20 protein-coding genes and 1 riboswitch are annotated in these 22,098 nt (G+C 63.3%); of the genes, 10 read left to right on the top strand and 10 right to left on the bottom strand.

The features are described 5' to 3' along the window. The 3 genes from PP4_RS11890 to PP4_RS11880 form a co-directional block, all read right to left on the bottom strand. On the bottom strand, positions 1 to 882 hold the full coding sequence (locus PP4_RS11890) for a hypothetical protein (RefSeq protein WP_144063131.1): 882 nt from the start codon (positions 880 to 882) through the stop codon (positions 1 to 3). 120 nt (positions 883 to 1,002) lie between these two features. Beyond that, positions 1,003 to 1,203 carry a hypothetical protein gene (locus PP4_RS11885; protein WP_016499421.1) on the bottom strand — a complete coding sequence of 67 codons (201 nt, stop codon included), beginning with the start codon at positions 1,201 to 1,203 and terminating at the stop codon, positions 1,003 to 1,005. Further along, complete coding sequence (locus tag PP4_RS11880; RefSeq protein WP_016499420.1) at positions 1,200 to 1,601, bottom strand: hypothetical protein; 402 nt, start codon at positions 1,599 to 1,601, stop codon at positions 1,200 to 1,202. Before PP4_RS11880 ends, PP4_RS11885 begins: the two co-directional genes overlap by 4 nt. 511 nt (positions 1,602 to 2,112) lie before the next feature. Between PP4_RS11880 and PP4_RS11875 the strand changes: the two genes are divergently transcribed. Both PP4_RS11875 and PP4_RS11870 read left to right on the top strand, forming a co-directional pair. Further along, positions 2,113 to 2,316 (top strand): hypothetical protein, encoded by a 204-nt coding sequence (locus tag PP4_RS11875; RefSeq protein ID WP_016499419.1) that lies wholly within the window; start codon positions 2,113 to 2,115, stop codon positions 2,314 to 2,316. Positions 2,317 to 2,468: 152 nt separating this feature from the next. Beyond that, positions 2,469 to 3,020 carry a recombinase family protein gene (locus tag PP4_RS11870; protein WP_016499418.1) on the top strand — a complete coding sequence of 184 codons (552 nt, stop codon included), beginning with the start codon at positions 2,469 to 2,471 and terminating at the stop codon, positions 3,018 to 3,020. A gap of 403 nt (positions 3,021 to 3,423) precedes the next feature. On the opposite strand, the gene PP4_RS11865 is transcribed toward PP4_RS11870, so the two are convergent. Further along, a complete protein-coding gene (locus PP4_RS11865) occupies positions 3,424 to 4,755 on the bottom strand; it encodes a tyrosine-type recombinase/integrase (RefSeq protein ID WP_049824913.1) in 1,332 nt (443 codons plus the stop codon). A 171-nt stretch (positions 4,756 to 4,926) separates the two neighbouring features. Between PP4_RS11865 and PP4_RS11860 the strand changes: the two genes are divergently transcribed. Together PP4_RS11860 and PP4_RS11855 are read left to right on the top strand one after the other, a co-directional pair. Further along, entirely contained in the window at positions 4,927 to 5,307 is a 381-nt protein-coding gene (locus PP4_RS11860; protein WP_016499416.1) for a RidA family protein, read from the top strand. Between the two features lie 205 nt (positions 5,308 to 5,512). Continuing rightward, positions 5,513 to 7,513, top strand: coding sequence for a peptidase U32 family protein (locus PP4_RS11855; RefSeq protein ID WP_016499415.1), 2,001 nt, complete (start codon positions 5,513 to 5,515; stop codon positions 7,511 to 7,513). A 16-nt stretch (positions 7,514 to 7,529) separates the two neighbouring features. On the opposite strand, the gene PP4_RS11850 is transcribed toward PP4_RS11855, so the two are convergent. Further along, positions 7,530 to 8,855 carry a sigma-54 dependent transcriptional regulator gene (locus PP4_RS11850; protein WP_016499414.1) on the bottom strand — a complete coding sequence of 442 codons (1,326 nt, stop codon included), beginning with the start codon at positions 8,853 to 8,855 and terminating at the stop codon, positions 7,530 to 7,532. A 341-nt stretch (positions 8,856 to 9,196) separates the two neighbouring features. Between PP4_RS11850 and PP4_RS11845 the strand changes: the two genes are divergently transcribed. Next, the gene (locus PP4_RS11845; protein ID WP_016499413.1) at positions 9,197 to 9,463 is read left to right on the top strand and encodes a hypothetical protein; all 267 of its coding nucleotides are present in this window, start codon (positions 9,197 to 9,199) and stop codon (positions 9,461 to 9,463) included. A 106-nt stretch (positions 9,464 to 9,569) separates the two neighbouring features. Here PP4_RS11845 and PP4_RS11840 read toward each other — a convergent pair whose 3' ends face one another. The 4 genes from PP4_RS11840 to cobW all read right to left on the bottom strand — a co-directional run bounded on the left by PP4_RS11840 (position 9,570) and on the right by cobW (position 16,094). Continuing rightward, on the bottom strand, positions 9,570 to 10,136 hold the full coding sequence (locus PP4_RS11840) for a vWA domain-containing protein (protein WP_016499412.1): 567 nt from the start codon (positions 10,134 to 10,136) through the stop codon (positions 9,570 to 9,572). Positions 10,137 to 10,237: 101 nt separating this feature from the next. After that, on the bottom strand, positions 10,238 to 11,260 hold the full coding sequence (locus PP4_RS11835) for an ATP-binding protein (RefSeq protein WP_016499411.1): 1,023 nt from the start codon (positions 11,258 to 11,260) through the stop codon (positions 10,238 to 10,240). A gap of 1 nt (position 11,261) precedes the next feature. Then, positions 11,262 to 15,023 (bottom strand): cobaltochelatase subunit CobN, encoded by a 3,762-nt coding sequence (gene cobN / locus PP4_RS11830; protein WP_016499410.1) that lies wholly within the window; start codon positions 15,021 to 15,023, stop codon positions 11,262 to 11,264. Between the two features lie 3 nt (positions 15,024 to 15,026). Next, positions 15,027 to 16,094: a cobalamin biosynthesis protein CobW gene (cobW, locus tag PP4_RS11825; protein WP_016487376.1), complete on the bottom strand. Its 1,068-nt coding sequence runs from the start codon at positions 16,092 to 16,094 to the stop codon at positions 15,027 to 15,029. 100 nt (positions 16,095 to 16,194) lie between these two features. Then, a riboswitch (cobalamin riboswitch) is annotated at positions 16,195 to 16,410 on the bottom strand. A 101-nt stretch (positions 16,411 to 16,511) separates the two neighbouring features. Here cobW and PP4_RS11820 point away from each other — a divergent pair. From PP4_RS11820 to PP4_RS11805, 4 genes are all read left to right on the top strand, one after another. Next, the gene (locus tag PP4_RS11820; RefSeq protein WP_016499409.1) at positions 16,512 to 16,889 is read left to right on the top strand and encodes a glyoxalase superfamily protein; all 378 of its coding nucleotides are present in this window, start codon (positions 16,512 to 16,514) and stop codon (positions 16,887 to 16,889) included. Then, positions 16,886 to 17,245, top strand: a complete 360-nt coding sequence (locus PP4_RS11815; protein WP_016499408.1) for a hypothetical protein — start codon at positions 16,886 to 16,888, stop codon at positions 17,243 to 17,245. Before PP4_RS11820 ends, PP4_RS11815 begins: the two co-directional genes overlap by 4 nt. Before the next feature lie 417 nt (positions 17,246 to 17,662). After that, the gene (locus PP4_RS11810; RefSeq protein WP_016499407.1) at positions 17,663 to 19,240 is read left to right on the top strand and encodes an ATP-binding cassette domain-containing protein; all 1,578 of its coding nucleotides are present in this window, start codon (positions 17,663 to 17,665) and stop codon (positions 19,238 to 19,240) included. Positions 19,241 to 19,376: 136 nt separating this feature from the next. After that, positions 19,377 to 20,396 (top strand): branched-chain amino acid aminotransferase, encoded by a 1,020-nt coding sequence (locus tag PP4_RS11805; protein WP_016487380.1) that lies wholly within the window; start codon positions 19,377 to 19,379, stop codon positions 20,394 to 20,396. A gap of 194 nt (positions 20,397 to 20,590) precedes the next feature. Here the strand turns inward: PP4_RS11805 and PP4_RS11800 are convergent, their stop codons facing one another. Further along, on the bottom strand, positions 20,591 to 21,019 hold the full coding sequence (locus PP4_RS11800; RefSeq protein ID WP_016499406.1) for a multidrug/biocide efflux PACE transporter: 429 nt from the start codon (positions 21,017 to 21,019) through the stop codon (positions 20,591 to 20,593). 92 nt (positions 21,020 to 21,111) lie between these two features. Between PP4_RS11800 and PP4_RS11795 the strand changes: the two genes are divergently transcribed. Next, positions 21,112 to 21,966 carry a LysR family transcriptional regulator gene (locus PP4_RS11795; RefSeq protein ID WP_016499405.1) on the top strand — a complete coding sequence of 285 codons (855 nt, stop codon included), beginning with the start codon at positions 21,112 to 21,114 and terminating at the stop codon, positions 21,964 to 21,966. The last annotated feature ends 132 nt before the right edge of the window (positions 21,967 to 22,098 follow it).

The following is a 22,098-nucleotide window of genomic DNA, read 5'->3' as shown; positions in this document are numbered from 1 at the left end:
TCAAATCCCCGCTCCCTTGATCTGCTCGGCGGTGTAGCCGGCCTGCATCAACCGGTTGACCACTGCCTGCCGAGACTTGCCGGCGGAGATAGCGCTTTTCGCAGCGGCCAGGTCGCCGCTGACTGCGGGCTTGCGGGTGTTCGGCACACGTGTGGTTGGTTTCTGCGATGCGTTCCCGCCAGCGGCTGACATTGGCAGGACGCCGACCGGGCCTTGCGGCCTCGGCATGTAGCTCTGCATGCTGCCGGTACCGGGCAGGCTGCTGGCGTCTGGCACAGCTTCGGCGTCTGGCTGTTCAGGGTTGAGGATGGCGCCGACCATACCGTCAGCACCGCCTTTGGCTTTGCGGCCGGGGCTGTATTGGTTGAATGGCTCACCCCAAGGGGCATAGTCACCAATCGACGGATCGAACTTGTAGCGCTGCATCTGGTTGTTGCCGATGGGCTGGTCGATGTACGGGCGCGGCGCTGGAGTGCGTGGGCCAGACGGTTGACCACCACTTCCATGATTCGCCTGGCGGGCGTCGAACTGGCCTTGCTGCTGGGCCAACTGCGCCTGGCGGTGCTGGGCCAGGTTGTCGGCGGACTGGGCGCGGATCAGTGCGTTCGGGTCGACGCCCAGCTGGGCCATCATTCGGGCGGTTGGCGACAGGCCGGCGAGGAAATTCGGATCGGCAAGACGGGCTCGGTATTCCTGTTCCCGCTGTGCCTTGGCCTGGGCGGCCTGTTGCTGCATGGCCAGCTGATCCTGTTGCATCTGCGCGAGACGGTTGCGGTAGTCGGCCAGGCCCCGCTGGTGCTGCTGTTGCTGATACATCTGCACAGCTTGGGCGCCGCCTTGGCCGAGGGTCTGCGCGCTGGAACCCGGGCGCCCTTGGGCCATGAGCTGCAATCCCAGGGCTAGCCGGGGATCCTGCATCAAATTGCCGACGTTCTCGGCGGAAAAGAGGTCTGCAAAACCGGCCATTTCATGTTTGCTCCCCACGGCACACTGGCCGGGCGTTTACTCGGGTTGACGGGCCTTGTAGGCCGCGAGGCTGACGACGTTGGCGGGCCATTGCACAGCGGGCATTGGCGGTGCCGCCAGAACCTGGGCAAGCAGCGCCTGGAAGTCGGCTTCGACGGCTGCCGCAAGTTCGGGGTCATCTGCGAAAGGCGATGCCGCGTTCGGGTCAGCGGCGAGAATCTGGTCAGCGAAGTTCATTTCGATTGCTCCATCACGGCGGCACGCAGGCCGCGTTGTTCGGTGAGTGTGAATTCGTCGGGTTCGAGGATGGGCACCATTTCGTGGGTGCCGTCGCCGTTGTCGAGCAGGCGGAACGGACCGGGCTTGGCACAGGTGCGCTTGCTGGTGCGGGACGGTTCAGTGCGACCGATCAGGGCTAGGCGCAAGCGGCATTCGGCTTCCGTGAGGTGCGCAGTCTGGTCGTAGGCGAATGCGGCCAGGGCATCCAGGGCGAAGGCGTGTTCGGGGCGGTGGGCGGCGCCAGTGTGCACAGGGGCGCCTTCCGGCAAGCGAGGGTTGCGGCACAGCGCGCTGCGGTCGGTGGCGACCAGATCGGCCAGTTGGCTCAGGGTTACGGCGGCGCTGTTGGTTTTCATGCTGACCACCCTCGTCGATGGTTTAGTGCATGTTTGTAGATTACAAGCAGATATTAATATGAGCAATAGTTATTGGACGAATGGCATATATTTGTGTTAATTGCGACGAAGATTAAGTCAAGCGTTTGAATCTCTGTTGCGCTTGGGATTATCCCGGTGCGGATTTATCCGGAGCGCTGGCAAGTAGCTGATGGGGCAAAGGTTTATTTAATTTTGCGTTTATGAGCGCTAAGCGGCGGGAGTTAAATTCAATAATTTTAAGGGCGGAAAATTTTTTTTGGGGGGTACAGGTCTTAGGCCGTTGGTTTTTTGTTTTGCAGAGTCAATGCGTAAAAGTTAGGGCTTAGAATTTTGGAAAAATTTTGCAGGGGTATACGTGTGGATACGTATATTTCGTGACGCACAAAGGACGGGTGGCGGTGGGGACGGCCCGATATTCCTGTCCGGCTGGGGGCCTTTTTCTGGCTGGCAGGCGCTACGCTTGGTCGACAGTCATTCACCTGGAGCGACCATGGACAAAGCGACAGTAACCGCAGACACCCTTGAACTGATCCTGCTCAACCAGCAAGCCTTGCGCGCCGGCATTGAAGAGCTGTCGCTATGGATCAAACAGCGCGGCTCTACCGCGACTTGCGATAACGTGATGATCGCCCTGCAAACCATGGACGCGAACGCCGAGGGCATCGAGCAGGGGATTCGGGTGCTGAGGGGGTGAACCTGATTGGCTCATAATGTGTACGCTATGAGCCACCCGTCGGCTGGGCGTTTCAGCCTGGATCATAGGTGTTGATTAGTTGTGAGCCATGCTGTTCTATATGAGCCATAGGTTGTGAGCCACCCGGCCACATCGGAGTGAGGGTCAGCACCATGGCAATCATTGGATATGTGCGCGTCAGTACTGGCGAGCAGAGCGTTGCTGCGCAGAAGCACTCAATGCGTGCACACGCCATCGACAAGTGGTTTGAAGACTCGGGCGTATCAGGGGCTGTGCCCGCACTAGAGAGGCCTGGATGCGCAGCAATGCTGGCCTATGCCCGCGAAGGCGATACCGTTGTGGTGGCCGCCGTGGATCGCCTTGGGCGCGACACCATCGACGTACTGAGCACAGTGGAAGCACTGCAGGCGAAGGCTGTCAGCGTTATCAGCGTGCGCGAAGGCTTCGACCTGAGCACAGAGATTGGCAGATTCATGCTCGCCATGCTCGCCGCCGTGGCCAAGCTGGAGCGCTCGAACATCAAGGCTAGGCAGATGGCTGGCATCGAGAAGGCCAGGTCCGAGGGCAAGGCGCTGGGGCGTAAGGCCACGGTCGATCCCGTCGAGGTCAGCACATGGCGCCGGGAGAACAGTGCGAGCATCGCGCAGACGGCCGAGCAGTTCGGCATCAGCACAGCGACGGTCAAGCGGTGCTGCAGGGTGTGATCGTGGCCCTCGGGGCCATGGATGGCGCCTGATGATGGCACCGCTATCGGGAGTGTAGCTGGGAAACGGCGGAGTGTAGTTAGGACCTAACTACAGGCAGAAACGGCTCTAGCACGGGAGCTTGAGCACACGTGTAGTTAGCGTAGTTGGGTTTTTCCCCATTTTGCTGGCAATACCTGTATAACCCTGTAGTAGCTATAGGGTTATTACTCTTCCTCTAATTCATGTAAAAACCTAACTACATAGCTACAGTAGAACTCAAATACCTGTGCTAGACGCCTCAAGCCTGTAGTTACCTTTTCCGAAACCTACCTACATACCGAACTACCTAACTACACGCTGTGCCATCATGCCGAAGACCCAAAATCCCCGCCTTATCCGCTCGGCACCCACCCCTACCCGCCTACATCCCCGTAAGTGCAGCCTCAGCCTGCGCCCTGGAAACGCCGTGCACGACCTCGAACCACAGGTCCTCCACATACGCAGCCCACTTCTCCATCGCCTCCCGACGCTGTGGCAGCAGGTGCGCCCTGGCATAAGTGTCACCCAAAACCCCCGGCATCCTGTGCCCAAGGCAAAGCTCCAGGACGATAGCCTCGATGCCCAGTTTTTCATGAGCCAGGCTGCGGAACGTCGATCTAAATCCGTGCGAAGTCAGTTCGCCCTTTTCGTACCCGAGCGCCCGGATGCCATTGAGCATTGTGGTAGAGCAGATGGACTTCCCGGCACCACGGGTGGAAGCGAATACCCAACCTGTCGGCACTTCTGGCTTGGCAATGCCCCCGAAGGGTGACGGCACAGTTGCAGCAGCCGCCTGCGCTCGATGCTCCCGAATCATGGCGAGCATGCTGACAGCCCGATCAGGCAGTGGCACGACATGCTGCTTGCCGGTCTTGGGCACCGTATAGCGCCATTCGGCCTCGCCCATGTCGATGTCCTGCCAGCGCATCTTCGCGAGTTCACTGGGTCGCACAGGCAATAGAACCAGCATCCACAGCGCCCAGGTGGTCGGGCTGCCGGCTGGGGCCTGCTGTTCGAGCCGGCGCAAAAATTCCTTGAGGTCGTCAGGACGCTCGATAGCGGCGTGGTGGACGGTCTTGCGTTTTCGGATCAGCCCCTTGCCCCGCCGCGCCACCACGTTGTCGTCGATCAGCTCCGCCTCAACCGCGTAGTCCAGCACGGCACGTATGGTGACGAGTGCATGATTGGCAGCTGCAGGGTGCTGACCAAGATCGACCAGTACCTTCTTTACATGACGGTACTGCACCAAGTGGACCGGCAACTGGCCCAGCGCTGGCAGTACGTGGAGGTCCAGCGTACTGCGGTAGTTCAGCAGCGTCTTGTGAGCCAGGTCGCCCCTGCTCGACAACCACTCGCTACACACCTTCTCGAACGTCTCGCCCTTCTGGGCAAGTTCGGCCGCGATCCGCGCATCCCTCATATCCTTCGGCTTGTGCCCTTCAGCAACCCAGGTACGGGCCTCCTGTGCCAGCTCGCAGGCTCTGTCGTGCCTGATATCAGGGAACCCGCCAATGGTATAGGTGCCTTCGACGCCATGAAGCCGGTACTTGAGGGACCAAACCTTCGAGGCCTTTTTGACATGCAGATACATGCCAGGAACTGACCCTTCAGGGTACTTGCCTGGCTCGTTTATGTCGCGGGCTGCGTCGTCGCTGCTAGCGCGCTTTTTAGGGGGCTGGGCTTGATCTGACACTGGGGGTATCCGTTGCGGCATGAGGGTACGATTAGCGCGGATCATACCACCACAAATCACTATATACACTCCCCGGTAGTGGGGGTATAGTTAAACCATATCAGGACAAAAGCACCGTAATTGCTAGCCCTGACAGATGGTCACTGAAATTTAGGCGAATAACAATCCTTCCGTCGCAAGGCAAAACACACCATGGCACATGCAGACATCATCTACACCCCGGACCCGGACGCCGAGTCGATTTCGTCCGACGTCGCCGAGTTCAACGGCGTGCTGGTCACTACCCAGATTCCGACCCACGCCGATGGCAGCCTGGAGCTGGGCGGCATCGTCGAGCAAAGCGAATGCACCCTGCAGGCGCTGAAAGTAGCGCTGGAAAAGGCCGGCAGCGGCATGGACCGTGTGCTGCACCTGACCATCTACCTGACCGACATGGCCGACCGCGCCGCATTCAACGAGGTGTACCAGCGCTTCTTCAGCAAGCCATGGCCGGTGCGGGCGGCCGTGGGTGTGGCTTCGTTGGCATTTGAAGGCATGCGCGTAGAAGTCACGGCGATGGCTGCCAAGCGCTGAGCTACCTGCAAGGGCCCTATCGCTGGCAAGCCAGCTCCCACCTCGACCGCATCGGCCTCCAGCCCTATGCAATTTCTGTGGGAGCTGGCTTGCCGGCGATAGGGCCGGTAAAAGCAATACACCTCCCGGCACCCCGATGGTGCCGCCAGCCCGTTTCGCCGCTACAATGCCCGCCTAAACCGTGGCAGCCCGAAAATATAACGATATGTCCCTTCCAAAGAATCACCTGGAACTGCTCAGCCCTGCCCGTGACGTGGCCATCGCCCGTGAAGCGATCCTGCACGGCGCTGACGCCATCTACATCGGCGGCCCAAGCTTTGGCGCACGCCATAACGCCTGCAACGAAGTGGGCGAGATCGCCGAACTGGTCGAGTTCGCCCGCCGCTACCATGCGCGCGTGTTCACCACCATCAACACCATCCTGCACGACAACGAGCTGGAACCCGCGCGCAAGCTGATCCATCAGCTGTACGATGCCGGCGTCGACGCGCTGATCGTGCAAGACCTGGGGGTGATGGAGCTGGACATCCCGCCGATCGAGCTGCACGCCAGCACCCAGACCGACATCCGCACCCTGGAACGGGCCAAGTTCCTCGACCAGGCCGGTTTCTCCCAGCTGGTACTGGCCCGTGAGCTGAACCTGCAGCAAATCCGCGCCATCGCCGCCGAAACCGACGCTGCCATCGAGTTCTTCATCCACGGTGCGCTGTGCGTGGCATTCTCCGGCCAGTGCAACATCTCCCACGCGCAGACTGGCCGAAGCGCCAACCGTGGCGACTGTTCGCAAGCCTGCCGCCTGCCCTACACCCTGAAGGATGACCAGGGTCGCGTGGTAGCGTTCGAGAAGCACCTGCTGTCGATGAAGGACAACAACCAGACCGCCAACCTGGCCGACCTGGTGGATGCTGGCGTGCGCTCGTTCAAGATCGAGGGCCGCTACAAGGACATGGGCTATGTGAAGAACATCACCGCCCACTACCGCAAAGAGCTCGACGCCATCCTCGAAGGCCGCCCGGAATATGCCCGTGCGTCCAGCGGCCGGACCGAACACTTCTTCTTGCCCGACCCGGACAAGACCTTCCACCGCGGCAGCACCGACTATTTCGTGACCGACCGCAAGGTCGACATCGGTGCCTTCGACTCGCCAACCTTCACAGGCCTGCCGGTGGGTGTGGTGGAAAAGGTCGGCAAGCGTGACATGCAAGTGGTTACCGAGGTGCCACTGACCAACGGCGACGGCCTGAATGTGCTGGTCAAACGCGAAGTGGTGGGTTTCCGCGCCAACATCGCCGAACCACGTGGCGAATTCGAGGAAGACGGCCAGAAGCGCTACCGCTACCGCGTCGAGCCCAACGAAATGCCCGAAGGCCTGCACAAGCTGCGGCCCAACCACCCGCTGTCGCGCAACCTCGACCACAACTGGCAGCAGGCCCTGCAACGCACCTCTTCCGAGCGCCGGGTTGGTGTGGAATGGCATGCTGTACTGCGCGAGCAGCGCTTGATGCTTACCCTCAGCAGCGAGGAAGGCGTCAGCGTGCAGGTGGCCCTGGACGGCCCGTTCGGCGAGGCCAACAAGCCGCAGCAGGCCCTGGACCAGTTGCATGACCTGCTCGGCCAGCTGGGTACCACGATGTACCACGCCAGCAGCATCGAACTGGACGCGCCGCAGGCGTACTTCATCCCCAACTCGCAGCTCAAGGCCCTGCGCCGCGAAGCCATCGAGGCGCTGACCGAGGCGCGTATCAAGGCGCACCCGCGTGGCGGGCGCAAGGCCGAAACCACGCCGCCGCCGGTGTACCCCGAGTCGCACCTTTCCTTCCTGGCCAACGTGTACAACCAGAAGGCCCGCGACTTCTACCATCGCCATGGCGTGCAGCTGATAGACGCGGCCTACGAGGCCCATGAAGAACACGGTGAGGTGCCGGTGATGATCACCAAGCACTGCCTGCGCTTCTCCTTCAACCTGTGCCCCAAGCAGGCCAAGGGCGTGACCGGCGTGCGCACCAAGGTGGCACCGATGCAGCTGATTCAGGGTGATGAAGTGCTGACCCTGAAGTTCGACTGCAAACCGTGCGAAATGCATGTGGTCGGCAAGATGAAAAGCCACATCATCGACCTGCCAACCCCAGGCAGCGCGGTTGCCCAGGTGGTGGGGCACATCAGCCCGGAAGACCTGCTGAAAACCATCGTGCGCGCGCCACACTGACTCTCGGACAGTTCAGTCAGCGTATCTGATGCTTGTGCAGCAAGCGGTAGAAGGTGGGCCGGGAGATCCCCAGCACCTTCGCCGCTACGCTCATGTTATCGCTATGCCGGTTAAGCACATCGCACAAGGCCTGGCGCTCGGCCCGCTGCTTGTATTCCTCTAGTGTGCCCAGCGGCTGCTGCCCTGGGTCCAACGTCTGCAGGCCTAGGTCCTGCGCCTCGATCTGCCGGCCTTCGGCGAGTACCAGGCCGCGGCGCACCCGGTTGGCCAGCTCGCGTACATTGCCCGGCCAGTCATGCCGGCCCATGGCCGCCAGGGCATGGTCGCTGAATGAACGCGGCCGGCGCCCGGTTTCCAGGCTATAGAAATGGGCAAAATGGCTGGCCAGCATCGACAAGTCACCATGTCGGTCCCGCAGGGGCGCGGTCACCACCTGCAATACGTTCAGGCGGTAATACAGGTCTTCGCGAAAACGCCCCTGTTCGATGGCTCTTTCCAGGTCCACGTGGGTGGCGGCCAGAACCCGCGCATCCACCGGAATCGGCTGGCTGCCGCCCACCCGCTCGATGTGCTTTTCTTGTAGAAAACGCAGCAGATTGGCCTGCAATTCCAGCGGCAAGTCACCAATTTCATCCAGAAACAACGTGCCACCGTGGGCGGCTTCAATGCGCCCGGTCTTGCGCTGATGGGCACCAGTGAAAGCGCCCTTCTCATGGCCGAACAGTTCGGACTGGATCAGGTGCTCGGGGATTGCCCCGCAGTTGATGGCGACGAACGGCTGGTCACTGCGTTGCGACTGCCGGTGCAGGGTGCGAGCCACCAGTTCCTTGCCCGTGCCGCTTTCACCACGGATCAGCACAGGCGACTCGGTGGGTGCCAACTTGCCCAGCAACTTGCGCAACTCGCGGATCGGCCGGCTTTCGCCAAGCAGTTCGTGGGTGGCGTCGTCCACCTTGGCGGCCCCTTTGCCCCGCAGGCGCGCCATGCCGAACGCCCGGCCAAGGGTGACCTGCACGCGGGAGACATCGAATGGCAGGGTGTGGAAGTCGAAGAACCATTCGCAGACAAAATCGCCGACGGCCGGCATGCGCAACTGTTCGGCGCTTAACACCGCGATCCATTCGGTGTTACTGCGCTTGATCATGTCCTTGACCGCGTCCGGGTGCCTAAGGTGCGAAGCCTGCAAGCGCAACAAGCCGACATCACAAGGGTGATCGAGCGCGGCACCGAGCACGCAACTGTCCACATCCCAGCCTGCGCTACTCAGGCCTGGCAACAATTGGTGGCAGTCGTCGCAGGGGTCGACGATGAGCAAACGACGTTGGGCGGCAGGCTGCAGCATGACCGTTCCTTGGCGCCAGTTTTAGGTTTTATGAAGTAAAACAGCAAGTTGTGGCGCCCGTTTAACAGTAGCAACGAAGTTGACGGTGCCCACTACCGTCTGTCTGCTGACGCATTTTTTTACAAAGTGCCACGGGAATTTTCGCACTTTATCGACATCACATGGCGGCGCAGGGAAGAACGGATTCAAGCCTGACAAAAAATTTTACACCTAATGTGTGACTTGCCCACGGACAACGAGCATCAGTACACATAACCCCGCGCTGCACTTCGCGACCATTGAGGCGACTTTAAAGCAACGCGGAATCACTTCGATGTTTGGGACCATAGAGAGACCGAACCATGAATGCCCCGCTCCGTGTCAACGAAGCACTGCTGATTGCCGACCACGCCTTCGAACCTTTCCAGTGCGTAGCCTGGGATGCACCCAACGGTACTGGTGAGCTGAGCCTGGCAGTGATCGACCGGACCAACACCCGCATCGGCAGCAAGCGAGTGTCTTCGAGCACCTACTCCGACCCAGCCCAGTGGGCCAGCCTGATCGAAGAAGTGCGCGCCGAACTGTGCGAAAAAGGTTACGACCTGCAACCGTGGTCAATGCCAAAGTAACATCGCCTGGCAAACCAAGTGCGTGCAATGCCACGCACTTGTTCAAATGCAAAGTTGCTGTTCTGGCAACTTCCACTATAGCGACACAGTGTCGCATCCATGCTGTTCAGTCCACCGCCTTGAACTGCTGCAAGTGCTGGTAATCAGCCTGCAATTGTTCGGCCAGGCGTTGCGCGCGCCCAATACGCACCGGCGCCAACTCCATATCCACCACCAATGTAGTACAGGGCATGGGTTGTAAGGCGTTCCAGTGCTGAAGGCGACCATCGGTAAACACCAGGCAGCGTACCGCTTCATCCGGATGGGCGCGCTGGCGCGCCTGTAGCCAATTCCGGGCCTGTTCCAGTGCCGCGATCAGCGGCGTACCGCCACCGGCGCCCAATGCCTGCAGCCACGGCTGCAAGGCCGCCGAAGCCTTCAGGCCATGGCGCTGCCACTGTGGTGTGCGCCCGCTGGCGGTCAGCAAGGCCAGGCGGGCGCGCTGGCGGTAGGCCTGGTCGAACAATGCCGCCAGCAGCCCTTTGGTGTGTGCCAACGCCTGATGGCGGCGGGTCGAGGCCGAAGCGTCGACGATCACCAGCCACAACTCTGCCGGTTTGGCCTGGCGTTGTTGCCAGCACAGGTCCTGGCGTAGCAGTGGCCGCCCTTTGAGCAAGGTCGGCAGCCAGGCCACCCGGCCGCTTGCTGCACTGCGAGCGCGGCCACGGCTGGCGCCGTTCTGCTTGCCTGCGCCCGCTTTGGCATCCGCCCCTTTTGCAGGTGACTGGGGGATGCTCAGGGCTTTTTTGCCCAGTTCGGTACCTCGCGGCGTGCGCCGCTGGCCACAGGTTGCGCCGGCAATGCCCCCCAGTCGCCCTGCCCGCCCTGTTCACCCGCGTTGCCAGCGCTTTGCTGGCCGGGCTGCTGGTCAGGCGGCTGCGGCGCCGACGGCGGGTTGGCCTGGGGCGCAACGCGGCGGCGATGGCGCAAGGCAAACTCGGCCACCGCTTCGACATCCACTTCTTCGATGGCCGCCGCACCGCGCCACGCGCAGTGGGCGCGCGCAGCACGCAACCACACCAGATCGGCACGCAAGCCGTCGACACCGGCGGCGTAGCAACGCTCGGTAATCCAGGCCAGCGCCTGGTCATCCAGGGCAATACCGGCCAGGGCATGGCGCGCCGCCTGGCAGCGCTCGCGCAACTGCGCCTGGGCCGCAGCCCATTGCGTGCAGAAAGCCTGCGGGTCACTGTCGAAGGCCAGGCGCCGGCGAATGATCTGCTGACGGGCCTCAGGCTCAGGCAGGCCCTCAAGGGCCACGTTCAGGCCAAAACGGTCGAGCAACTGCGGGCGCAGCTCGCCCTCTTCCGGGTTCATGGTGCCAATCAGCACGAAGCGGGCGCTGTGCCGATGCGAGATGCCGTCGCGCTCGATGCGGTTGGTGCCACTGGCAGCCACATCGAGCAACAGGTCGACCAGCGTGTCGGGCAGCAGGTTGACCTCATCGACATACAGCACGCCACCGTCGGCCTGGGCCAGCACGCCCGGGGAAAACTGCGCCTTGCCCTGCCCCAGCGCGGCATCCAGGTCGAGGGTGCCGACCAGCCGTTCTTCACTGGCACCCAGTGGCAAGGTGACAAACGGGCCTTCGCCAAGCAGGTCGGCCAGGCCACGGGCCAGGGTGCTCTTGGCCATGCCACGCGGCCCTTCGATCAGCACTCCGCCGATTTTCGGGTCGATGGCGGTCAGGCACAGTGCCAGCTTCAGGTCGTCGGCACCGACCACAGCGGCCAGCGGAAATTGCACGGGTTCACTCATTTCAAGCCTGTTCCTCGCCGTCGAGCAGTTGTTCCTCAAGGGCTTCGCGGTAGTCGCCTGGCGCCTGCCACAGCCCGCGCTGCTGGGCCTCCAGCAGGCGCTCGGTAAGGTCGCGCAGGGCCTCGGGGTTGTGCTCGCGCATGAAATCGCGGGTAGCCGGGTCGAGCACGTAGGCATCGGCCAGCCCTTGGTAATGATGGTCGTCGATCAGGTGGGTGGTGGCATCGAAGGCGAACAGGTTGTCGACCGTCGCCGCTATCTCGAAGGCCCCCTTGTAGCCGTGGCGCTTGACCCCGTCTATCCACTTGGGGTTGAGCGCGCGGGCGCGGATCACCCGGTTCAGCTCTTCCTTGAGGGTACGGATGCGGGGTCGGTCTGCCTGGCTGTGGTCGCCGTGGTAGCTGGCCACCGGCGCCCCGGACAAGGTTTCTGACGCCGCCAGCATGCCACCCTGGAACTGGTAGTAATCGTTCGAGTCGAGCAGGTCGTGTTCGTGGTTGTCCTGGTTCTGCAGCACCGCCTGCACTTTGGCCAGGCGTTGGGCGAACTGGGTGCGGGCCGGGGTGCCGTCGTCGCTGCCGCCGTAGGCGTAGCCACCATGGTTGAGGTAGACCTCGGCCAGATCGTCGCGGCTGTGCCACAGGCGCCCGTCGATAGCGTTCTGCACCCCCGCGCCATACGCGCCGGGTTTGGCGCCGAACACCCGCCAGCCTGCCTGGCGCGCGGCCTGCTCGGCGTCTACGCCTTGCGCTTGCAGCGTGGCACGCTCGCTGCGTACACGGGCGGCCAACGGGTTGAGATCATCGGGCTCGTCCAGCGCGGCCACTGCCTGCACGGCCGCATCGAACAGGCGGATAAGGTTGCCGAAGGCATCGCGGAAAAAGCCCGAAACGCGCAAGGTCACATCCACCCGCGGGCGGTCGAGCAGGCTCAGCGGCAGTATTTCAAAATCGTCAACGCGTTGGCTGCCGGTCGCCCACACCGGCCGTACACCCATCAGCGCCATGGCTTGGGCGATGTCGTCGCCGCCGGTACGCATGGTCGCCGTGCCCCACACCGACAGGCCAAGCTGGCGCAGGTGATCGCCATGGTCCTGCAGGTGGCGCTCGAGGATCAGGCTGGCCGAGGCGAAGCCCAGGCGCCAGGCCGTGGTAGTGGGCAGGTTGCGCACATCCACGGTATAGAAGTTGCGGCCGGTGGGCAGCACGTCGAGGCGGCCACGGCTGGGCGCACCGCTGGGGCCGGCAGGCACGAATCGCCCGGCCAGCGCCGCCAGCAGGCCACTCATTTCAGCAGTGCCGCAGGCATCCAGGCTGGGCGCCACCGCTTCGCGCAAAGCCTGCACCACGTCGTGCACCGGCTGCCATTCGCTCGGTTCAGGCAACTGCAGGGTGCCGCCCAGCGCTTGCTCGATCACCTGCTGCGCCAAAAGCTCCAGGCGCTCGCGGGTATCGCCACAGGTGCGCCAGGGTTCACTGCTCATGGCCAGAAGCTGCTCAGGGCGTTCGCCCTGCCAGGGCAGCCCAAGCTCACAATCGAGCGGGTCAAAGCCTGGCACCAAGGCCTTGGCCAAGGCCCGCAGCAGGCTGGCATTACCGCCACGACCGTCGCCACGCTCGACCCGCAACAGCGCCAGCAGCGTGTCCAGGCGCAGCCGCCCTTCTGGCGATTGACCAAACACGTGCAGCCCATCGCGAATCTGCGATTCCTTCAGGTCGCACAGATAGGTGTCCAAGCGCGGCAGCCAGACGGCGGCATCGTCCAGCTGCCCTTCCAGTTGCAGCTCACGGTCGATGTGGTTGACCTTGACCAGCTCGAGGATGTCGCGCTGCAACTCGCGGGCACGCCGCGGGTCGAGTAGCTGCGCTTCGTAGAACTCGTCGGCCAGTTGCTCCAGGTGGCGCAACGGGCCGTAGGTTTCGGCACGGGTCAGCGGCGGCATCAAGTGGTCGATGATCACCGCCTGGGTACGGCGCTTGGCCTGGGCGCCCTCGCCCGGGTCGTTGACAATGAACGGGTAGATGTTCGGCAGCGGGCCAAGCAGCGCGTCCGGCCAGCACTGCGCCGACAAGCCGACGCCCTTGCCGGGCAGCCATTCGAGGTTGCCGTGCTTGCCGACGTGGATCACCGCGTCGGCGGCGAACGCGTGGCGCAGCCAGAAGTGGAACGCCAGGTAGCCGTGCGGCGGCACCAGGTCGGGGTCGTGATACACCGCGCTGGGGTCTACCTGGTAGCCCCGGGCGGGCTGGATGCCGACGAAGGTCAGGCCAAAGCGCAAGCCGGCCACCATCAGCCGGCCGCTGCGGTACATCGGGTCCTGCTCGGGCGGCCCCCAGCGCTCCAGCACTGCCTGGCGATTGGCCTCGGGCAAGCGCTCGAAGGCGGCCTGGTAGTCGGCCAGGCTCAGGCTCTGGGCGCAAGGGCGCTGGTCGAGGTGGTCAAGGTCGTTGGTCACGCCGCCGAGCAGCTGGTGAATCAGTTGCGTGCCGCTGTCCGGCAAATCGGCCAGCGGATAGCCTTCGGTCTGCAGCGCCTTGAGAATGTTCAGTGCGGCAGCGGGCGTGTCCAGGCCAACGCCGTTGCCAATGCGGCCATCGCGGGTCGGGTAGTTGGCCATTACCAGGGCCACGCGTTTCTGGGCGTTGGGCAGGCGCGCCAGCTCGACCCAGCGGCGGGCCAGCTCGGCGACGAAGTCCATGCGCTCGGGGTGGGCGCGGTAGCACACCACGTCGGACTGGCTGCGCTCGCTGCGCCAGGCCATGTCCTTGAAACTGACCGGGCGGGTAATGATGCGCCCGTCCAGTTCGGGCAAGGCGATGTGCATGGCCAGGTCGCGCGCACCGAGCCCCTGTTCGCTGGCTTCCCAGCCGGGCTGGTTGTCCTGCGCGCAGATGGCCTGCAGCACCGGAATGTCACGGCGGAACGGGCGCAGGTTGGGCCGTTCGGGGCTGGACAGGGCAAAACCGGTGGTATTGACCAGCACTTCGGCACCGACTTCGTCCAGCCAGGCCTCGACCTGCTCCAGGCAGGCGCTTTCCTTTAGGCTGGCCACGGCAATCGGCAACGGGTTCAAGCCAGCGGCTTGCAGGCGCTGGCAGAACACGTCGATGAACGCGGTGTTGGCCGCCTGCAAGTGGGAGCGGTAGAACAGCAGCGGCGCCACCGGGTAATCCGGGTGCCAGTGCGGGTACCAGTCTTCCAGTGCCACACTGCCCTTGGCCGGGTGATACACAGCGGTGCGCGGCAAGGGTTGCGGCTCGTCCCAGGCATAATCGCGGCCCAGCCACTGGTTGGCCAGGCAGTTGAACAGGTTGATGGCATTGGCCTTGCCGCCCTGGCGCAAGTAGTGCCAGAGGCGCTCGGCCTGGTCGCCCGTGACGGTGCCCAGGCGGGTCAGCTCCGGGTCCGGTCGATCATCGCCCGGCACCAGTATCAGCTGCACGCCACGGGCGGCCAGCTCGACCAGTTGTTCAACACCATAGCGCCAGTAGCCGACACCGCCGTGCAGCGACACCAGGATGACCTTGGCATGGCGCAGCACCTGGTCGACATACAGGTCGACCGAAGCGTGGTTCTGCACCTGCATCGGGTTGGCCAGGCGCAGGCTGGGGAAGCCTTCAGGCAATTGCTCGGCGGTATCGGCGAGCAGCGCCAGGTGCGAATCGCCGCTGCAGAGAATCACCAGCTCGGCGGGTGTCTGGCCGAGATCGGCAATACTGTCGTCCGGCACGAAGCCGCCGGGCTGGGTCCGCAGCAGGTGCACGGGTCAGGCGCCCAAGGCCTGGCGCAGGCGCGCTTCCAGCTGGGCAGCGTCCAGTTCCTGGCCGATCAGCACCAGGCGGGTGATGCGCGGCTCGTCGGCACGCCAGGCGCGGTCGAAGTGCTTGTCGAAACGCGTACCCACGCCTTGTACCAGCAGGCGCATCGGTTTGCCCGGGATGGCCGCGAAACCTTTGGCGCGCAGGATGCCGAATTCCACCACCAGCTGGGTCAGGGCGTCGAGCAGCAGGCTTTCGTCAGCCTCTGGCAGGTCGATGGAGATGGAATCGAAGGCGTCGTGATCATGGTCGTCATGATCATCGCCGTCGTGGTGCGAATCGTGATGGGTGCGGCGACCATCGATGTGTGCCTCGGACTCGGCGCCCACGCCCAGCAGCACCTCCAGTGGCAGCTTGCCGCTGCTGGCCTCGACCACCTTGACTGCCGGCGGCAGTTCTTCGGCCACTTCGGCGCGGACCTTGGCCAGGCCTTCCGCGTCGATCAGGTCGGCCTTGTTCAGTACCACCAGGTCGGCGCTGGCCAGCTGATCGGCGAACAGCTCATGCAGTGGCGATTCGTGGTCCAGGTTAGGGTCGAGCTTGCGCTGGGCATCGACCTGGTCCGGGTAGGCGGCAAAAGTGCCGGCGGCCACGGCCGGGCTGTCGACCACGGTGATGACCGCGTCGACAGTGCAGGCGTTGCGGATTTCCGGCCACTGGAAGGCTTGAACCAGCGGTTTGGGCAGGGCCAGGCCGCTGGTTTCGATCAGGATGTGGTCCAGGTCGCCGCGGCGAGCTACCAGCTCGCGCATGACCGGGAAGAACTCTTCCTGCACGGTGCAGCACAGGCAGCCGTTGGCCAGTTCATAGACACGGCCGCTGGCTTCTTCTTCGGTGCAACCGATGCTGCACTGCTTGAGGATTTCGCCGTCGATGCCCAGCTCGCCGAATTCGTTGACGATGACCGCAATGCGGCGGCCCTGGGCGTTGTCGAGCATGTGGCGCAGCAAGGTGGTCTTGCCCGAGCCGAGGAAGCCGGTAACGATGGTAACGGGGAGCTTGGCCAGTGTTTTCATGTCGCATTGCCCTTGGCAGAGTGGCGCGGGCATGCAGGACGACAGCCGCGGGCCAGGCCGGCCGGGCTTGTTCGCCACCGGATCACCCCGCCCGGTTGAAAGTCGAAAACGTTGCGAGGCAGGTCTCCTGGCTTGCACCGTTCCATCCCCCGTTCAGTTGAACCGCGGGCTGGCGGGATGACGCCTTCCCGCGCGTTGGCGCAGTGGCTGTGTCGATCCGTTGTCGGTGCTTACAGTTGCGGGGGCAGCCGCGGCTTTTACCGCGTTCCCGTCTTAGCTTCGGCCTGGCCGAAGAACCTCGAAGTGGCAAGGCTACGCAGTGGCTGGCGGGTGGTCAACCATTGCTGCGGGGCGTGCCGACAACTCTTGGCGGCACTGCGGTACAGTGGCGACTTTGCCCACTGTCAAGGACGCCCCATGCCCCTCGCCCCCGCCATACCGGTACTGCGCATCTTCTCGGTCGACAAGGCCAGGGAGTTCTACATGGATTTCCTCGGCTTCAGCCTGGACTGGGAGCACCGCTTCAGCCCGGACCTGCCGTTGTACATGCAGATTCACCGTGATGGCCTGATACTGCACCTTACCGAGCACCATGGCGATGCCTGCCCCGGCTCTACAGTGTTTGCCCGCCTCGACGACCTGCGGGCGCTGGAGCATGAACTGCAAGGCAAACAGTACGGTTACGCCCGGCCCGAAGCCGAGCGCCTGGACTGGGGCCTGCAGATGCAGGTGTGCGACCCGTTCGGCAACCGCCTGCGCTTCTGCCAGCAGATCGATGACGAGGCCAACCTGTGAAGGCGCTGGGCAAACGCGAAATGGCCCGCCTGGAGCGGGAGCTGGTAGCGTGCCTGACGGACGCCTGTGAAACCGCCAAGGCAGAAATCGTCGGGTTCACCTGGCTCACCCATCGCCTGGATCCTGAGAACTTTCCGGCCAGCCTGCGTATTACTTGGGTGTTTGAACAAGAGGCCGAGAAAGTCGCTGCTGTGGCGGGTGAAGCAAAGGCACGCATGCTTGCGCTGACCCGTCAGGCGTTGGACCACGCCGGCATACAACTGGATCACCCGGCCTGGCATGTACGGTTCGACAGCGAAGAGGCCTGCAAACAGAGCCACGGAGGCGACTGGGCCAGGCGCTTGACGGGGCGCTGAGCCCAGGGCCAGTCAAGATCGGGCGCCGCTCACGCGGCGCATCGCCGGCAAGCCAGCTCCCACCTGACCGCGCCGGCCTGAAGCCAGCGCAGTTCCCACCTTGACCGCGCAAGCCTGAAGCCAGCGCAGTTCCCACCTTGACCGCGCCGGCCTGAAGCCAGCGCAGTTCCCACCTTGACCGCGCCGGCCTGAAGCCAGCGCAGTTCCTGTGGGAGCTGGCTTGCCGGCGATGAGGCCAGTGCAGAAAACCCATACAGGGCGGGCGGTACTTTACCCGCCCCCAACGGGCCGTTAGCCTACGCAATCCGCCAGTACGAGGTATTCGTCCAATGCGCCATTAATGCCGCCGTCCATTCGACGGCCAGTCTTCAGGCTCCGGTTTGCTCCGGAGATGTCGCGGCATTTGTGGAGTTGTGCATGACGAACACGTCGATCCTGACGCTGGACAGCGTCTGTTTGGCCTTGCCTGATGGCCGGGTACTGTTTACCGACCTCAACGAAACCTTCGACCAACGGCGTACCGGCCTGGTCGGGCGCAATGGCGTGGGCAAGAGCCTGCTAGGGCAGGTTCTTGCCGGCCAGCGTGCACCGAGCAGCGGCCAGTGCAGGCGCCGTGGGCCTGTCCATCTGCTGAACCAGCAGGTAATCGAGCGCAGCGCCACGCTTGCCGACCTGGCGCACGTGGGGGCGGTGGTTGCGGCGCTCGAGCGCATCGAGCAAGGCAGCATCAACCCCCAGGATTTCGACACCGTTGGCGAGCGCTGGGATATCCGCGAGCAATTGCAGATGCACCTGCAGCGCAGCGGCCTGGGTCACCTTGACTGGCGCCAGCCCGCACGCAGCCTGAGCGGCGGCCAGGCCATGCGCGTGGCGCTGGCAGGCGCATGGCTCAGCGGTGCCGACTACCTGATCCTCGACGAACCGAGCAACCACCTGGACAGCGACGCCCGTGCCCAGCTGCTGAGCATGATCGAGGGCTGGGACCGAGGTTTGCTGGTAATCAGTCACGACCGCAGCCTGCTGGCGCACATGGCACGCATTGTCGAACTGTCCAGCCTGGGGTTGCAGGCCTATGGCGGCAACTACAGCTTCTATGCAGCACAAAAAGCCAGCCAGGTGGCGCAAGCCCAGCAGCAACTTGCCCGGCTGAAGCAGGAGCAACAACGCCAGGCCCGTGAACTGCAGCGCCAGCGCGAAGACCTGGAACGCCATCAGGCCCGGGCCGGGCGTCAAGCCAGGCATGCCAACCAGGCCAAGATCCTGGTCGACCGCCAGCAGGAACGCAGCCAGGCCACGGCGGGCAAGCAGCGGCGTGATCATCGCGATGCCCGGCAAGCATTGCTGGGCAAAGTGCATGACGCCGCCCGCGAGGTCGAGCAAGCCACTGCAATTACCTTGCATGCCCCCACGCCCCAGCGTCATGTCGGCCGCGAAGTGTTGGCCCTGCAGGCACTTCGCTTGCCCCATGGCACCCGCAAACCGCTTGACCTGCGCTTGTGCCTGGGCCAGCGGCTGGGCCTGGTCGGCGCCAATGGCAGTGGCAAGTCCACGCTGCTGAGGCTGCTGAATGGGGAATTACCGGCATCACCCGACATTTTGCGCCGCAGTGGCGAAACTGCCCTGCTCGACCAGCACTGCAGCACGCTGACAGGCCACAGCAGCGTGCTTGAACACCTGCACCAAGCCAACCCGGTGCTGGCCCAGGGCGAATTGCGCAGCCGCCTGGCACAACTGGGCCTGGATGCGGCCCGTATCGAGCTGCCCAGCAGCCTGCTCAGCGGCGGCGAACGGATGAAGGCAGCGCTGGCCGCCGTCCTATACCGCGAGCGCCCCCTCGACCTGTTGCTGCTGGATGAGCCCGGCAACCACCTTGACCTGCCGTCACTGGCAGCCCTGGAGCGCATGCTCCGGCAGTTTCGCGGGGCGCTGATAGTGGCGTCCCATGATGCCGTTTTGCTGGAAAACCTTGAACTGGATGAGTACCTGCAGTTGTAGGAACCGAAAAAAAAGCATCGCAGGCTATCAATTCGTGACTGGCCGTTCCCGATCCGCGACGGATGTATTATGGTGGCGTGGTGCGCGTATAACAGCAGCCCGAGCGATCGGGCACTTGCAAGACAATGAGGGTGTCATGAGCAACGAAAGCATTAACTGGGACAAGCTGGGTTTCGACTACATCAAAACCGACAAACGCTACCTGTCCGTATGGCGCAATGGCGAGTGGGACAAGGGCACCCTGACCGACGACAACGTGCTGCACATCAGTGAAGGCTCCACGGCCCTGCACTACGGCCAGCAATGCTTCGAAGGCCTCAAGGCCTACCGTTGCAAGGACGGCTCGATCAACCTGTTCCGCCCCGACCAGAACGCCGCCCGCATGCAGCGCAGCTGCGCCCGCCTGCTGATGCCGCACGTGCCGACCGATGTGTTCATCGAAGCGTGCAAGCAAGTGGTCAAGGCCAACGAAAAGTTCGTGCCACCGCACGGCAAAGGCGCCCTGTACCTGCGCCCGTTCGTGATCGGCACCGGTGACAACATTGGCGTGCGCACCGCCCCCGAGTTCATCTTCTCGGTCTTCGCCATTCCGGTTGGCTCGTACTTCAAGGGCGGCATGAAGCCGCACAACTTCCAGATCTCCAGCTTCGACCGCGCCGCCCCACAAGGCACCGGCGCAGCCAAGGTCGGTGGCAACTACGCCGCCAGCCTGCAGCCAGGCGCTGAAGCCAAGAAGGCCAACTTCGCCGACGCCATCTACCTCGATCCGCTGACCCATACCAAGATCGAGGAAGTCGGTTCGGCCAACTTCTTCGGCATCACCGCCAACAACGAGTTCGTTACCCCGAAATCGGCCTCGGTGCTGCCGGGCATCACCCGTCTGTCGCTGATGGAACTGGCGCAATCGCGTCTGGGCCTGACCGTGATCGAAGGCGATGTCGAAATCAGCAAGCTGGACCGCTTCATCGAAGCCGGCGCTTGCGGTACTGCCGCGGTGATCACCCCGATCGGCGGTATCGAGTACAACGGCAAGCTGCACGTGTTCCATGACCTGGAAAAGGTTGGCCCGGTTACCCAGAAGCTCTACAACGAGCTGACCGGCATCCAGAGCGGTGATGTTGAAGCACCGGCAGGCTGGATCGTCAAGGTCGCCTGAGGCGCATCAGCTGTATGAAAACGGGGCATGCCAGCGATGGCATGCCCCGTTTTTTTGACAGAGTTGATGACCCTGTGGGAGCGGGCGTGCCCGCGAACACCGGCGCAGCAGGTGCCATCCACCGTGTCGCCTGCTTCGCGGGCTTGCCCGCTCCCACAGGGAACGCGTGAGCATTCGCAATTGGGGCCGGCTACTCATGCCACGCGACGCTGCATCAGCAGATGCCGGGCTTTGTCGAACGCCCAGTTGTACAGCACGGTGTAGGGCAGGATGATCACGAAGAAACCCAGCTCCACCATGAACGCCTGCAGCAGCGAAATATCCAGCATCCACGCCGCCACCGGCAGGCACCACACCACCAGCCCGGCCTCGAAGCCCAGGCCGTGCACAAAGCGTGCACTGGCCTTCCAGTGGATGCGTTCAGTCTGCACCCAGCGATCGACCAGCGCGTTGTAGACCATGTTCCACAACATGGCGATCACCGATAGGGTTATTGCCAACGCACCCGCCGTCGCCAGCGATTTGCCCATCACCCAGGACAACAGTGGTGCGCATAGCAGCACCGCGAATATTTCATAGCCTACGGCGTGTACCAGGCGTTCGGTGAAAGAGACCGTTTTCATTGCAAATTCCATCCATTGCGTGAGTCGTGCTTCCTATTTTCTTTGATAGAACTGATACTCGCGACATAGCTACCATCGGTTTTATCAATACCATGCGCTACTCACCCGAAGCTCTGGTCGCCTTTGTCGAAGCCGCATCGCTGGGTTCGTTTTCTGCGGCGGCACGCAAATTGCGCAAAAGCCAGTCCACGATCAGCATCGCCATCGCCAATTTCGAGGCCGATATCGGCTGCCCGCTGTTTGATCGCGGTGGCCGCCACCCCACGCTGAATGAAGCGGGCCGACAGGTGCTAAGCCATGTCGAAGCGATCCTGGACGCCAGCGCCCAGCTCGATGCCCTGGCAGTCAGGCTGGCGCAAAACGTCGAGGCGCTGGTCTCGGTGGTGATGTCGGACAGCTACAGCGTCACCTTCCAGGGCGCCGTGATGGCCCGCTTCGCCCAGCAGTACCCGCACACCGAATTGCGCTGCGGCCCGGCGGAAGACGCTGATGTGATCGATATGATCCAGCAGGGCCTGGCCCACGTCGGCATTCTGGCCACACAGCCCAGCTACCCCGCCGACGTTGCCGTGGCGCGCTTGCCCGAGCAGGCGGAGTTCGGTGTGTATGTGGCCAGCGAGCATCCGTTGGCGGGGCTGAAAACGGTGCAAACGCAACACCTTGAAAATGCGCGGCAGCTGTACATCAAGACCTACGCCCCCAGCCTGCACCGCGGCCGCGGCCAAGCTTGGTCGGCACCGGATTACCTCACCCTGCTGGAATTTGCCGTGCGCGGGTTTGGCTGGGCCGAACTGCCCAGGGCGCTGGTGGCGCGGTTTGGCAACGAGCTGGTGGAGTTGCAGATAGCGGGTTACCCGCGCCGGGTGGATATGGATGTGGCCTGGTCGAGCCGGCGGGCGCTTGGGCCGGCGGGGCAATGGCTGGTGCGGCAGATGCTGGGGCAGTAGGTCTTAACCTGCCAGAATCTGGGGCTGCCGCGTAGCCCATCGCGGCACTAGGCCGCTCCTGCAGGGGGTCGCGTTCTCTTGCGGGAGCGACCCCGTAGTGCGCCAGAACACAACAACCAGTACACCCAGCGA

It is taken from the genome of Pseudomonas putida NBRC 14164, from assembly GCF_000412675.1.
GTDB classification, from domain to species: domain Bacteria; phylum Pseudomonadota; class Gammaproteobacteria; order Pseudomonadales; family Pseudomonadaceae; genus Aquipseudomonas; species Aquipseudomonas putida.
The sequence above is the reverse complement of the archived record's forward strand: the minus strand, read 5'-3'. Positions and strand labels throughout refer to the sequence as shown.

What these genes read in the sequence shown, in the direction of transcription:
- PP4_RS11890 (WP_144063131.1), bottom strand. Translation starts at nt 882, where the DNA reads ATGGCCCAAGGGCGCCCGGGTTCCAGCGCGCAGACCCTCGGCCAAGGC.
- PP4_RS11885 (WP_016499421.1), bottom strand. Translation starts at nt 1,203, where the DNA reads ATGAACTTCGCTGACCAGATTCTCGCCGCTGACCCGAACGCGGCATCG.
- PP4_RS11880 (WP_016499420.1), bottom strand. Translation starts at nt 1,601, where the DNA reads ATGAAAACCAACAGCGCCGCCGTAACCCTGAGCCAACTGGCCGATCTG.
- PP4_RS11875 (WP_016499419.1), top strand. Translation starts at nt 2,113, where the DNA reads ATGGACAAAGCGACAGTAACCGCAGACACCCTTGAACTGATCCTGCTC.
- PP4_RS11870 (WP_016499418.1), top strand. Translation starts at nt 2,469, where the DNA reads ATGGCAATCATTGGATATGTGCGCGTCAGTACTGGCGAGCAGAGCGTT.
- PP4_RS11865 (WP_049824913.1), bottom strand. Translation starts at nt 4,755, where the DNA reads ATGCCGCAACGGATACCCCCAGTGTCAGATCAAGCCCAGCCCCCTAAA.
- PP4_RS11860 (WP_016499416.1), top strand. Translation starts at nt 4,927, where the DNA reads ATGGCACATGCAGACATCATCTACACCCCGGACCCGGACGCCGAGTCG.
- PP4_RS11855 (WP_016499415.1), top strand. Translation starts at nt 5,513, where the DNA reads ATGTCCCTTCCAAAGAATCACCTGGAACTGCTCAGCCCTGCCCGTGAC.
- PP4_RS11850 (WP_016499414.1), bottom strand. Translation starts at nt 8,855, where the DNA reads ATGCTGCAGCCTGCCGCCCAACGTCGTTTGCTCATCGTCGACCCCTGC.
- PP4_RS11845 (WP_016499413.1), top strand. Translation starts at nt 9,197, where the DNA reads ATGAATGCCCCGCTCCGTGTCAACGAAGCACTGCTGATTGCCGACCAC.
- PP4_RS11835 (WP_016499411.1), bottom strand. Translation starts at nt 11,260, where the DNA reads ATGAGTGAACCCGTGCAATTTCCGCTGGCCGCTGTGGTCGGTGCCGAC.
- cobW (WP_016487376.1), bottom strand. Translation starts at nt 16,094, where the DNA reads ATGAAAACACTGGCCAAGCTCCCCGTTACCATCGTTACCGGCTTCCTC.
- PP4_RS11820 (WP_016499409.1), top strand. Translation starts at nt 16,512, where the DNA reads ATGCCCCTCGCCCCCGCCATACCGGTACTGCGCATCTTCTCGGTCGAC.
- PP4_RS11810 (WP_016499407.1), top strand. Translation starts at nt 17,663, where the DNA reads ATGACGAACACGTCGATCCTGACGCTGGACAGCGTCTGTTTGGCCTTG.
- PP4_RS11805 (WP_016487380.1), top strand. Translation starts at nt 19,377, where the DNA reads ATGAGCAACGAAAGCATTAACTGGGACAAGCTGGGTTTCGACTACATC.
- PP4_RS11800 (WP_016499406.1), bottom strand. Translation starts at nt 21,019, where the DNA reads ATGAAAACGGTCTCTTTCACCGAACGCCTGGTACACGCCGTAGGCTAT.
- PP4_RS11795 (WP_016499405.1), top strand. Translation starts at nt 21,112, where the DNA reads ATGCGCTACTCACCCGAAGCTCTGGTCGCCTTTGTCGAAGCCGCATCG.